Source organism: Algoriphagus vanfongensis DSM 17529 (genome assembly GCF_000429465.1).
Lineage (GTDB): Bacteria > Bacteroidota > Bacteroidia > Cytophagales > Cyclobacteriaceae > Algoriphagus > Algoriphagus vanfongensis.
The window spans coordinates 238,227-249,924 of record NZ_AUBX01000011.1 but is presented as its reverse complement, the minus strand read 5'-3'; the positions used below and the strand labels follow the sequence as shown (position 1 = coordinate 249,924).

Genomic DNA, 11,698 nt, shown 5'->3' with positions numbered 1-11,698 from the left:
AAACAGATTATAACTAACACCAGATTCACTAAAAATCCCCACTTCTAATAGAGTGGGGATTTTTTTTGGTGCACACCATAAAACAAAAAAAGTCCAAGCTTTCGCCTGGACTTTTTTCTATCTAAACATAGCAGCTTAGCCGATTACTTTTTCGGCTAGAACCACGATGACATTGTTTTTCACTTCTACCACACCTCCATCTACGATCAGGGACTGCTTGCCTTCCTTGGTTGTGAAAGACACCGCACCTTTTGCCAAAGCAGATACGATCGGAGCGTGATTGTTCAACACCTGAAAAGCACCAGAAGCTCCCGGAAAGCTTGCCTCAGACACTTCTCCTTCGAAAACCTTCTTATCCGGTGTGACGATTTCTAATTGCATATCTTGATTGCTTAGGAATGTATCGGAAAAAGAAACCGGTGAAAGCTCTGCTCTTCACCGATTTACTTTATCCATTTACCAATTTCTTATTTCGTTTCGGCCAACAATTTCTCTCCCTTAGCGATGGCATCTTCGATGCTACCTACCAAGTTGAAAGCTGCTTCAGGAAGATGATCCAACTCACCGTCCATGATCATGTTGAAGCCTTTGATGGTATCCTTGATGTCTACCAATACACCTTTCAATCCTGTAAACTGCTCCGCTACGTGGAAAGGCTGAGACAAGAAACGCTGTACACGACGAGCTCTGTGAACAACCTGCTTATCTTCTTCAGAAAGTTCTTCCATACCCAAGATCGCAATTATATCCTGCAATTCTTTGTATCTCTGAAGAGTTTCTTTTACTCGTTGAGCACAGTTGTAATGGTCATCACCCAAGATATCTGGAGAAAGGATTCTAGAAGTAGAGTCCAAAGGATCCACCGCTGGATAGATACCTAGTTCGGCAATTTTACGGGAAAGTACGGTAGTAGCATCCAAGTGAGCGAAAGTCGTCGCTGGAGCCGGGTCAGTCAAGTCATCCGCAGGTACATATACCGCCTGTACGGAAGTAATGGAACCATTCTTTGTAGATGTAATTCTTTCCTGCATCGCACCCATTTCCGTAGCCAAAGTAGGCTGGTAACCTACCGCTGATGGCATCCGACCTAGCAAAGCGGATACTTCAGAACCTGCCTGAGTGAATCGGAAGATGTTATCGATGAAGAATAGGATATCCTTACCAGCACCGTCACCTTCACCGTCACGGTAGTATTCAGCCAAAGTCAAACCAGTCAAGGCAACTCGAGCACGAGCCCCAGGAGGTTCGTTCATCTGACCAAATACAAAGGTTGCTTTAGAATCTTCCAACTTCTTCAAGTCCACTTTGGAAAGATCCCAACCACCTTGCTCTTCTAGTGTATGTACAAAGTCTTCACCGTAAGTCACGATGCCAGACTCGATCATTTCTCTCAACAAGTCATTTCCTTCACGAGTTCTTTCACCTACACCAGCAAATACGGACAAACCAGAATATGCTTTCGCGATGTTGTTGATCAACTCCTGAATCAATACGGTTTTACCTACACCGGCACCACCGAACAATCCAATTTTACCACCTTTTGCATAAGGCTCGATCAAATCAATCACTTTGATACCTGTGAAAAGTACCTCCGTAGATGTAGAAAGATCTTCAAACTTAGGAGCTTGTCTGTGGATCGGAAGACGCTTACCAGCAGGAACCTGTGGCAAACCATCAATCGCTTCACCTACTACATTGAAAAGACGACCTTTGATTGCATCTCCAGTAGGAACAGAGATAGGTTGCCCCATGTCTCTCACTTCCATACCACGAACCATCCCTTCGGAAGAGTCCATTGCGATAGTTCTTACTCGGTCTTCTCCTAGGTGCTGCTGTACCTCCATCACGACTACTTGGCCGTTTTCTTTGGTCACTTCTAGCGCGTCAAGGATGTTTGGCAGCTTACCGCCTTCGAAGGAAACGTCCACTACGGGACCAATTACCTGCGTTATCTTTCCAATGTTTGCCATTTGATTGAATGAAATGTAAAAAGGATATGCTTTTTGAATTCGAGCGCAAAATTAATCATTAAAGCCTAATACCAAAGGATATTTGGAAAATATATCGAGACAATCTCAAATTCAAAACTCAGTCATTCAGTGAGTTTTTTGTAGTTGATGAGACATCCATTCCTGAGAAAAAGGATTGCTTTTCCCTCTTTTTACCCACTCATCCCAGCGCAATACCTCAAGCAAAAATATCAAGTTCTTTAATTTGGATTGAGTCCAAATACACGTAGATTTGCGGAATATTTTAAATCAATCTAAATAAATGAAAGGTTTTCCTATATATATAAGCATCCTGTTTCTACTGGCGATGAGCTCTTGTTCCAAGTCTCAGAATGAGAACTCTGAAAGCACAGAAACATCTCCCCTTCCAGCGAAAGTCATTACTGCCGGCGGGACGATCACAGAGACTCTCTATGCATTAGGCGTCTCGGATTTGATCATCGCTACAGACCGTACTTCGACTTTCCCTGCCGAAATGCAGGCATTGCCTAGCATCGGTTATAGAAATCAAATCAAAGCAGAAGGCATCTTGAGCCTAGGAGCTGATTTGGTTTTGATCGAAGAAGGATATCTGAATGAAGAAGTTGTCACCCAACTGAAATCCTCGGGACAGGCAATCGAAATAATACTAAAACCTAGCTCGGTAGAAGAAACCAAGCAGGTGATCACCAAACTTGGCGATCTATTTGACCTAGAAGATAAAGCAGCTAACCTCAATAAGCAGATTGATCAGGATCTTGCCGATCTGAATGCTTATTTAGAAACTAGCGAATCTCAGCCATCAGCAGCTTTTGTCATGGCTCGTGGACCTGAGACACTATTTATTGCCGGTGAAAAAACCTTTGCCGAATCCATGTTTGAGCTGGCAGGCATCACTTCTGTGGCCTCAGGCTTTGAGGAGTTTGTTCCACTTACTCCTGAGTCACTAGTCAGCATCAATCCGGACTACTTGGTCTTTTTCGACTCTGGCATCCAGAGTTTGGGTGACAAAAATGGCCTCGCCAATGTGCAGGGAATCAAAGAAACTAAGGCTTTCCAAGAAGATCATATCATCTCCATGGATGGTCATTACCTATCTAGCTTTGGACCTCGAGTAGGTCAGGCTGCACTCGAACTAGCCAAAGCTGTCAGAGAATAACAAACAATGTTTACCCCTGCTTTGAACATATCGAAGCTTACTTTGAGAGGCACCATCCTGGGTGGCATGGGATTGTTTTTGCTGATTGTGGGAGTTTTCTCACTTTCCAAAGGCGCCTTTTCCATTCCCTTAAGTCAAAGTCTAGCCATCCTGCTGGATCAGGTCGGGATCAAGACCGGTGACTTTACCCAGCAGCAAGCCAACGTACTCCTCCAGATTCGACTACCCCGAATCCTCCTCGCTACTCTTGTGGGCGGTGGGCTAGGCGTAGCAGGAGCAGCACTCCAGGGGATGTTTAGAAATCCACTGGTAGAGCCGGGCCTGATCGGAGTCAGCAGCGGTAGCGCTCTCTTTGCCGTCATCTATTTGGTTTTGGTTCCCAGCATGAGTTCCTTGCTTTGGCTGCAGCAAATAGGCCTTCCCCTATTTGCCTTCGTCGGTGGATTTATACACGTAATGGCGGTGTATTTTCTGGGCCAAAGTTCTGGCAAGTCCAATACCACAAATCTGATCCTAGCCGGAGTAGCTATCAATGCACTTGCTGGCGCTTTGATCGGCTTGACCTTATTCTACTCCGATGATGCGGCCATGAGAAGTTTCACATTCTGGAGCTTGGGAGATCTGGGAGGTGCCACTTGGCAAAAAATCCCGCTTGCAGGTATCTTGATCGCACTCCCGACTATCTTACTTTTCACCGAAAGTAAAAACCTCAATGCCATCTCCCTAGGAGAACAAGAAGCGTATCACATGGGAGTCAATGTCCCTTCTTTACGTATCAAACTTCTCCTTCTCACAGCCTTGATGGTCGGTGTCGCTGTCTCTTTGACAGGGATGATCGGTTTTGTAGGCTTGGTAGTACCACATCTGATCCGAATCAGCTTTGGGGCAGATCATCGACTACTCCTGCCTGCCTCATTTCTGCTAGGCGCTATTTTGCTCAATATCGCAGACCTCATGGCCAGAACGATCGCAATTCCCGCGGAACTACCGATAGGAGTGATTACAGCATTGCTCGGTGCTCCTTTCTTCATTTATCTGATTTCCACTTTCAACCAATCCAAAAACTGATGCTCTGCGCCAAAAACATCCATTTTTGTATCAAACAGAGACCGATCGTGGATCAGGCAAGCTTGTCACTGGAAGCTGGAGAAGTTTTGGCGATTTTGGGCCCAAATGGAGCCGGTAAATCCACACTCTTTAAAATCCTAAGTGGTGAACTAGGCTGCAACCGTGGCTCCGTCGGATACAATGGATGCCCTGTACAAAAGCTCAAATCCAAGCAACTGGCGGAGATCCGATCTGTTATGCCGCAGCATAGCCAGGTGAATTTCCCCTTTACCGCCCAAGAAGTAGTAGAGCTTGGCCTAGTAGCATGCAAATCTTCCAAGCCCAAACAACTGGTACAGGAAGTGATGGAGGCTACCAATACGCTTTCTCTTAAAAATCAAGTATTCAACCAACTCTCCGGAGGGGAGCGACAGCGCGTCCAGCTCGCCAGAGTTTTGGTACAGATCTGGGAGCAAAAGCCCTTTCCGCGCTATCTCCTCCTAGACGAGCCCACCTCTGCGCTCGATATCGCGCAGCAGCATGCCGTGCTCAAGATTCTTCAGGACCTGAAACATAGAAATATAGGAGTCTTGATCATCCTGCATGATCTCAATCTCGCCTCTTTGTATGCCGACAAAGTGGCCCTGCTCAAAAATGGCATGATTGCCGGATTTGGGCAGACCAATGACATCTTGGAAGAAAGACTCCTTTCCAAGGTTTTTGACCACCCTGTGTCAATCCTAACTCATCCAATTACGGGTAGCAAGCTGATCAGTACAGACCGCTATTTGACCAGATCTACCCAAAACTTTAAACATGCCTAATATGGAAACCGTATTCGAATCCACTTCCCAACTCAAGGCCGCTTGGGAAAAACTAAAAGTAGAATCTCCCAAACTCAGAATCAGAGACGCTGCACAAAAACTTGGTGTCACTGAAATGGAGCTCCTTGCAACAGGCATCGGAGAAAATGTCATCCGCCTTAGCAATGATTTCATCGCCCAGGTACAAGAGTTCCCAAAACTCAAAAGAGTCATGGCCCTCACACGCAACGAAGGATGCGTACTGGAGCATAAAGGCACATTCCAAAAAATCGAAATCCATCAGGCTGGACCTCATCAGATCGCCACTGTGATCGGACCGATCGAGCAGCGTCTATTTTTCAAAACCTGGAAATATGCCTTCTGCGTGACCAATGAAACTCCTCGTGGCACGATGATCAGCCTTCAGTATTTTGATCAGGCAGGAGAGGCCGTCCTCAAAGTCTATTTGCAGGATGAGTCAGACTATGATGCTGCCGAAGCTTTGGTACAGGCGCATATAGCTGCTGAGCAAAACGAAAAGCTGGAAGTCACTCCTCTGGAAGCGGCCGCTACTGTCAGCCGTGACGAGCTGGACTTCGAAGGATTTAGCTCTGACTGGGAAAACATGAAGGACACGCATGACTTCTTTGGCATGCTGCGCAAATACAAACTCAACAGACTAAATGCTGTCGAGTGGATCGATGACAAGTGGGCTTATGAAGTAGATAAACTGTCGACTAGAAAAGTCCTAGAGTCCGCTTCCGAAACGCAGCTTCCGATCATGATTTTCGCAGGAAACTCAGGAAATATCCAGATCCACCAAGGAAAAGTAAAAACTGTCCGTCAACTGGATCAGTGGCTCAATGTCTTGGACCCAGACTTCAACATGCACCTCAATGAAGATCAAGTGGACCGGGCATTTGTAGTTCACAAAAACACAACTGAAGGTTTGGTCTCAGCTCTTGAGCTATTTGACACCAAAGGCGAAATGGTCGCTCAGTTCTTCGGATTGAGAAAACCGGGTATTCCTCAGAAAACTGAGTGGAAAGCCCTTTTGGACAGCTTAAACTAATCAATTCAGCGGAGAGAGATCTCCGCTAAATTTTAAACTTATGTTTAGAATTAATCCAGTTAAAACCCAACTGCTCTTCATCGCATTCCTGATGACTGCCAGCCTTCAGGCTCAGGAAGTCATTCAGGTGATCTCGCCTAAGGGAGAACCTGTGCCTTTTGCAACTTTCCTTCCGGAAAAGGGAAAAGGGATGGTTGCCGATGCTAGCGGAAAAAGCAGCCTTACCAAATCAGACTGGGGCAAAATCCGCATCAGTGCTGTAGGCTACGAAAGCTTTTGGTTTGAGCCGACAGGCAAGGACACCATCTATCAGATTCGATTGAAAGAATCACTTCAGGAAATGGACGAAGTAGTGGTCACGGGCAATTTTGAACCTCAATCTGCCCGCAACTCCGTCTATCAGGTCAGAGCTTTGGATCAGAAAGAAATCGAGCAAAGAGCTCCCATCGTCTTGCAGGACGTGCTCAATACGCAAGTGGGTATCCGCTTTTCCCAAGATAATGCAATCGGATCCAGCAACATGGAGCTGCTCGGCATGTCTGGGCAAAATGTAAAAATCCTGATCGATGGCGTGCCTATGGTCGGTCGTCAAGGCACTTCCAATGAAATCAACATCAATCAAATCGACGTCAACCAGATTGAACGGATAGAGATCGTCGAAGGGCCCATGTCGGTAGTTTATGGAGCAGACGCTCTCGCTGGTGTGATCAATATCATCACCAAAAAAGGCACTGAAAATAAATGGACTGCGACTGCCAAAATTCAGGAGGAAACAGTCGGAGACTCCTATGAACCTATCACCGGACATGGAAATCACCAGCGAAGCATCTCCGCCTCCGGAGCTGTCAAAGCATGGAATTTTGGACTGGGTTTTTCCCAAAATGAATTTGGAGGATGGAAAGGCGACTACACGGGAAGACAATATCAATGGCTCCCGCGAGATCAAAATTTTGTCAATGGAAAAATTGGCTGGGCCGGAGACAGACTTTCTCTGGATTATCAATTGGACTACCTCAATGAAACCATCATTTCCTATGGAGCAGAGGCTCCTTTGGAGATTTTGGATCAGCATTTTGTGACAGATCGCTGGATGCACCGACTCTTGGGTCAGTGGGAAATATCCGATCAATGGGCGCTCAACTGGCAAGGAGGACTGACGGACTATTCACGTGACAGCGAAACCTGGGTCACCAATGTCCGCACAGGCGAGCATTACCTTTCTTCTGCTGCAGGAGCCCAATCCAGCATCTCCTATCAGGGGTATAGCTGGAGAACAATGGCCAACTGGAACATTTCTCCAAAATTCAAATTGCAACCTGGAGTAGATCTCAATATCGAAAAGGGAAGCGGAGAAAGAATCAGCGACAACGACGGCATGCAAGATTTCGCAGTGTTCTTGACGGGTGAATGGAGCCCATCTGCAGCTATTCAGGTCCGTCCTGGGCTACGCAAAGCCTCCAACTCTCTCTACGATGCACCTGGAATCATCCCTTCCTTGAATACAAAATTCCGACTGAGCGAGCACCTGGATTTGAGACTGGCTTATGCCAAAGGATTCAGAGCTCCATCGATCCGAGAATTGTATTTTGATTTCTTTGATGCAAGTCATTCGATTCAGGGAAATCCTGATCTGAAAGCTGAAACTTCGGATAGTTTCAACGGTTCCTTCAATTGGTTTCCGCAGCTCAAAGGCGAGCTACAGACCAGTTCGGTTTTGGGTTTCTTCTACAATGATGTGCAAGACCGAATCGCATACGGTCAAGATCCAGAAAACATTCAGATCACGACTCTATTCAATGTAGAAAATTACCGGACCACAGGTCTGACACTCAATCAGACATTTCGATTCAAATCCTTGGAATCCTCTCTGGGCTTCTCCTACATCGGAAGATACAATCAAATTTCTGAGCAGATCGAAGAGACCCTGAGTATGGTCTGGACTCCTGAGATCACCTCCAACAGCAGTTATCAGGTACAGCCTTGGGGACTCAGCGTCAATCTCTTTTACAAATACACCGGAGCTTTGCCAGGCTATCAGACAGTCGTCGATGGGGAAAACATCAGTGCGCAGGAAGTCAAGCTTGACGGCTATCACTGGATGGATTTCACTCTGGGCAAAACAGTCTGGAAAAATCTCCAGATCAATGTCGGAGTCAAAAACCTATTGAACATCACTCAAATCAACTCCACCGCTACCGGTGGAGACGCCCATGGAGGCGGAAGCAGTCGTCCGATCGGATATGGCCGCTCCTATTTCTTGGGACTTACCTATCAATTCAAAAAATAATTTTAACCAAAATCACAATGAAGAAGAACCATTTCTTTCGTCTTGGCCTCGTAGCCTTTTCTTTTGGAGCGCTTGTCTCCTGTAGCGATGATGATCCAGATCCGGTAGTCATCCCACCTAATGAATCTGGATTCTTGGAAGTAGATGGAGGAGGAGCAACCTACCCAAATACAGTTTATATCAACCTACGCGCAACAGAGCAGACCCCAGTAGCAAGAGATTCTTGGGACTTGGCCTTTGCCACAGGTTCAGAATTTAAAGTTTTGATCAATGGAACTACAGGAGCTATGGCTTCTGCTACTGGCAAAACTGACATCAATGAAGTAGGAGCAGGTGAGATTGCAGATGTAGAAGCATCTGGCGAATTGGTCCTTTCTTTCACTAATCTGGAAGGGATCCTCCACGTGGATGATCCATCTAATCCTCTTAGCAAGCCGGTCATTGAGGCCATTTCTGCCACCGAAGCGGAAAACGAGGTATATCTTCTTTCCAGAGGAGCAAGTGGTGTAGATGCCAAAGCTTTGAAAAAAATCAGAATCATCAGAAACGGAGAAGGCTACACTCTTCAGCATGCAAATGCTGATGCCACTACTTTCACTTCAGTGGACATTGCAAAAGATACAGACTTCAACTTGGTCTATTTCAGCTTTGAAGATGGTATTGTATCTGTAGAGCCGGAAAAAGATCAATGGGATCTAGCATGGACAGCTGGTACATCTTCGACTCCTTACCCGCAGGCAGCAAACGGAATTTTGGCTTATTTCTTCCAAGATTTGGTTTACCATAACACTACTTCCAATGTAGGCGTAGCTGAAGTACTAGAAGCTGATCTAGCTTATGCTGACTTTGCAGAAGAAGATGTAATGGGCTTGAGCTTCAATACCAGCGATCGATTGACTATCGGATCCAACTGGAGAGGCGGAGGAGGTCCCAACTCATCTCCTGAGGTAAAAACCGACAGATATTACATCGTCAAAGACACTGAATCAAACGTGTACAAAGTAAGATTCCTTTCTTTGACCAAAGATGGTGAAAGAGGCAAACCAAGCTTCGAATATGAATTAGTGGTAGAAGGATAATCCATCTTCTCCCTCTCTGAAGACCAAGGACACTACGTTCTTGGTCTTTTTTTTTATTCCAATATCCTTCGGCCAAAAAGAAAGGCCTTGTTCCAGTAGCGATTGCTCAAAAAATCCTCCGTGACTCCTAGAGAAGTCGAAGCATGGATAAACCGGATATCATCCCGATGCACTTCGGTCACGATACCCGCGTGAGTCACTCGATTTCTTCTTTTCCCTGTCGCAAAAAACAACAAATCCCCTTCCTTGAGGTCTCTGGTCGGGACTTTTTTACCCTGATTCGCCTGATCTGCGGATATTCTTGGCATCGTCACTCCCACTGAATAGTAGGCATGATAGACCAAAGCTGAGCAATCCATTCCCGCCCTGGTGGTTCCTCCATATTTGTAGGGAGTACCGCGATAGGATTTGGCTGTAGAGATGACCGTAAAAACTGGATCATTCTTACTGACTTTTTTGGATTTACAAGAGGAAAAAAAAACTCCGCACATCATCACAAGTGCCAGAAGAAAAAATGGAAATCGAAAATTGGAGGAGGATTGAATCATGAAATCAATTTTACAGCCCAAAGCCATCAAATCCAAGAATGAAAGCTGAATAAATCATTCCCATGCTTAAAAAACACTCCGGCGGAAATTATTTCTTTCCGGATACGTTTTAGAGTCTCCGCCCATTTTTGATTAACTTTAAATGAAGCCGTGACAGCCCATGAGTAAAGATGAATTCCGACAGTTGCCTTTCCACCAGAAAATCAATACCCTCTACATGGAGGCTACTTTTGTCGTGGCTATTCGCTATTACCGTCACAAAGTCAATCTCTACCTGCTGGACAATGAATACATTGAGGTCTTCTACAATCACAAAGAGGATAAAATCGATAAGATTGACTTTTTGCCTCGAGATCATAGCAGAATGAAATTTTACCTCGACCAGATTAAACTGGATTAAAGGTCATCGCCAAAAAACCCTCTAAGGGTTTCTGCGAAGGATTCACTTTGAACATAAGCGGAAATTCAACTATTTCGCACTGTCAATTTTTCCATGCTATGAAAAAGAAAATCGCCCTAGTCACTGGAGGCTTTACCGGAGAGTCAGTCATCTCTCTTAAAAGTGCCGCCGTCGTAGAAAAAACCATCAACAAAGACCTCTACGACGTCTATAAAATCTTGATTTATCCCGGCGATTGGCATTTTTTGGCTGCCTCCGGAGAGAAAATCCCTGTCGATCTCAATGATTTTTCCATCTCTATCGGGGACGAAAAAATCACCTTTGATGGAGTTTTCAATATTCTCCATGGTTCTCCCGGTGAGGACGGAAAGTTGGCGGGCTATTTCGATATGCTAAATATCCCCTACACCACCTGTGATCAGCTGACCTCAGCCATCACGATGAACAAAGGCTACACCAAGGCCATCGTGCAGAACATTCCCGAGCTCTACGTTGCTCAATCACTTCAGCTTTTTGAAAACTCAGAAAAGAACCTCAATAAAGTCGAAACTGAGCTCAAACTCCCACTATTTATCAAGCCAAACAATGGTGGTAGTTCCATTGGCATGAGCAAAGTAAAAACCTGGGAAGAATTGCCTGAAGCCCTGAACAAAGCTTTCGCAGAAGACAAGCAAGTCTTGGTAGAGGAGTTTGTTTCTGGTCGTGAGTTTTCCATTGGCGTTTTTCGTGGCAAGGGGGAAATCACTGTTTTACCGGCTACCGAGATTGTAAGTAGCAAAGAGTTTTTTGACTACGAAGCCAAATATGTGGCAGGTGTCACTGAGGAAATCACTCCTGGAAGAATGAATCAGGAGGAAATCGATCGGGTGGGCAGAATTGTGACTAAGGTCTATGAAAAGCTAAACTGCAAAGGAGCTGTCAGAATCGATTATTTCCTGGAGCATGAAACCGGAAAAGTATATTTTATAGAGATTAATACCGTACCCGGACAAACAGAAACCAGCTTAATCTCCCAACAAGTCCGAGCCATCGGAATGGAGGTAAGAGATTTTTACACCCAGCTGATTGAGGAAATGTTTCAGTAAAAGCTGGAAGAAAAAAGCTCAAAGCTGAAAGCTAAAATTATATTTTGTGTATATCCGCTTTTGCACCACAATCCTAGGTCCCTTTGCTTATCATGGCCGGATGACCGATGACGGATGACCGAAGTTTGCTAGACTGGTACTTCAAAGTTTCTTTTTAGCCAATCCCTGATTAAACTGGCAAGATTGCGGACAATCACATTATAATTGAATGGGTGAAATACTTGATACTT

Annotated in this window: 11 protein-coding genes; 8 read left to right on the top strand and 3 right to left on the bottom strand. The window is 45.3% G+C overall.

What is annotated here, in order from left to right; genetic code table 11:
• Nucleotides 1-135 precede the first annotated feature (135 nt).
• Entirely contained in the window at nt 136-381 is a 246-nt protein-coding gene (gene atpC / locus G460_RS0110040) for an ATP synthase F1 subunit epsilon (protein ID WP_026955231.1), read from the bottom strand.
• Nucleotides 382-467: 86 nt separating this feature from the next.
• Entirely contained in the window at nt 468-1,970 is a 1,503-nt protein-coding gene (gene atpD / locus G460_RS0110035; protein WP_026955230.1) for a F0F1 ATP synthase subunit beta, read from the bottom strand.
• Between the two features lie 301 nt (nt 1,971-2,271).
• Here atpD and G460_RS0110025 point away from each other — a divergent pair, with 301 nt between their 5' ends.
• The 6 genes from G460_RS0110025 to G460_RS21735 are packed head-to-tail and all read left to right on the top strand — an operon-like array spanning nt 2,272 to nt 9,435.
• The gene (locus tag G460_RS0110025) at nt 2,272-3,147 is read left to right on the top strand and encodes a heme/hemin ABC transporter substrate-binding protein (protein WP_026955229.1); all 876 of its coding nucleotides are present in this window, start codon (nt 2,272-2,274) and stop codon (nt 3,145-3,147) included.
• Between the two features lie 6 nt (nt 3,148-3,153).
• Nucleotides 3,154-4,215 carry a FecCD family ABC transporter permease gene (locus G460_RS0110020; RefSeq protein WP_035464290.1) on the top strand — a complete coding sequence of 354 codons (1,062 nt, stop codon included), beginning with the start codon at nt 3,154-3,156 and terminating at the stop codon, nt 4,213-4,215.
• A complete protein-coding gene (locus tag G460_RS0110015) occupies nt 4,215-5,018 on the top strand; it encodes a heme ABC transporter ATP-binding protein (protein ID WP_026955227.1) in 804 nt (267 codons plus the stop codon). The genes G460_RS0110020 and G460_RS0110015 overlap by 1 nt, the downstream gene beginning before the upstream one ends.
• Complete coding sequence (locus G460_RS0110010; RefSeq protein WP_342667605.1) at nt 5,011-6,069, top strand: hemin-degrading factor; 1,059 nt, start codon at nt 5,011-5,013, stop codon at nt 6,067-6,069. Before G460_RS0110015 ends, G460_RS0110010 begins: the two co-directional genes overlap by 8 nt.
• A gap of 40 nt (nt 6,070-6,109) precedes the next feature.
• Nucleotides 6,110-8,356 (top strand): TonB-dependent receptor, encoded by a 2,247-nt coding sequence (locus G460_RS0110005; protein WP_026955225.1) that lies wholly within the window; start codon nt 6,110-6,112, stop codon nt 8,354-8,356.
• Nucleotides 8,357-8,373: 17 nt separating this feature from the next.
• Nucleotides 8,374-9,435 (top strand): HmuY family protein, encoded by a 1,062-nt coding sequence (locus G460_RS21735; RefSeq protein ID WP_051316001.1) that lies wholly within the window; start codon nt 8,374-8,376, stop codon nt 9,433-9,435.
• Between the two features lie 53 nt (nt 9,436-9,488).
• Here G460_RS21735 and G460_RS0109995 read toward each other — a convergent pair whose 3' ends face one another.
• Nucleotides 9,489-9,983, bottom strand: a complete 495-nt coding sequence (locus G460_RS0109995; protein ID WP_026955224.1) for a C40 family peptidase — start codon at nt 9,981-9,983, stop codon at nt 9,489-9,491.
• 160 nt (nt 9,984-10,143) lie between these two features.
• Between G460_RS0109995 and G460_RS0109990 the strand changes: the two genes are divergently transcribed.
• Complete coding sequence (locus G460_RS0109990) at nt 10,144-10,383, top strand: hypothetical protein (RefSeq protein ID WP_026955223.1); 240 nt, start codon at nt 10,144-10,146, stop codon at nt 10,381-10,383.
• A 98-nt stretch (nt 10,384-10,481) separates the two neighbouring features.
• Nucleotides 10,482-11,468 (top strand): D-alanine--D-alanine ligase, encoded by a 987-nt coding sequence (locus tag G460_RS0109985; protein WP_026955222.1) that lies wholly within the window; start codon nt 10,482-10,484, stop codon nt 11,466-11,468.
• Nucleotides 11,469-11,698 lie beyond the last annotated feature (230 nt).

Coding starts and splice junctions, on each gene's coding strand:
- G460_RS21735 (WP_051316001.1), top strand. CDS start 8,374: ATGAAGAAGAACCATTTCTTTCGTCTTGGCCTCGTAGCCTTTTCTTTT.
- G460_RS0110005 (WP_026955225.1), top strand. CDS start 6,110: ATGTTTAGAATTAATCCAGTTAAAACCCAACTGCTCTTCATCGCATTC.
- G460_RS0110020 (WP_035464290.1), top strand. CDS start 3,154: ATGTTTACCCCTGCTTTGAACATATCGAAGCTTACTTTGAGAGGCACC.
- G460_RS0109995 (WP_026955224.1), bottom strand. CDS start 9,983: ATGATTCAATCCTCCTCCAATTTTCGATTTCCATTTTTTCTTCTGGCA.
- G460_RS0110010 (WP_342667605.1), top strand. CDS start 5,011: ATGCCTAATATGGAAACCGTATTCGAATCCACTTCCCAACTCAAGGCC.
- G460_RS0109990 (WP_026955223.1), top strand. CDS start 10,144: ATGAGTAAAGATGAATTCCGACAGTTGCCTTTCCACCAGAAAATCAAT.
- G460_RS0110025 (WP_026955229.1), top strand. CDS start 2,272: ATGAAAGGTTTTCCTATATATATAAGCATCCTGTTTCTACTGGCGATG.
- atpC (WP_026955231.1), bottom strand. CDS start 381: ATGCAATTAGAAATCGTCACACCGGATAAGAAGGTTTTCGAAGGAGAA.
- G460_RS0110015 (WP_026955227.1), top strand. CDS start 4,215: ATGCTCTGCGCCAAAAACATCCATTTTTGTATCAAACAGAGACCGATC.
- atpD (WP_026955230.1), bottom strand. CDS start 1,970: ATGGCAAACATTGGAAAGATAACGCAGGTAATTGGTCCCGTAGTGGAC.
- G460_RS0109985 (WP_026955222.1), top strand. CDS start 10,482: ATGAAAAAGAAAATCGCCCTAGTCACTGGAGGCTTTACCGGAGAGTCA.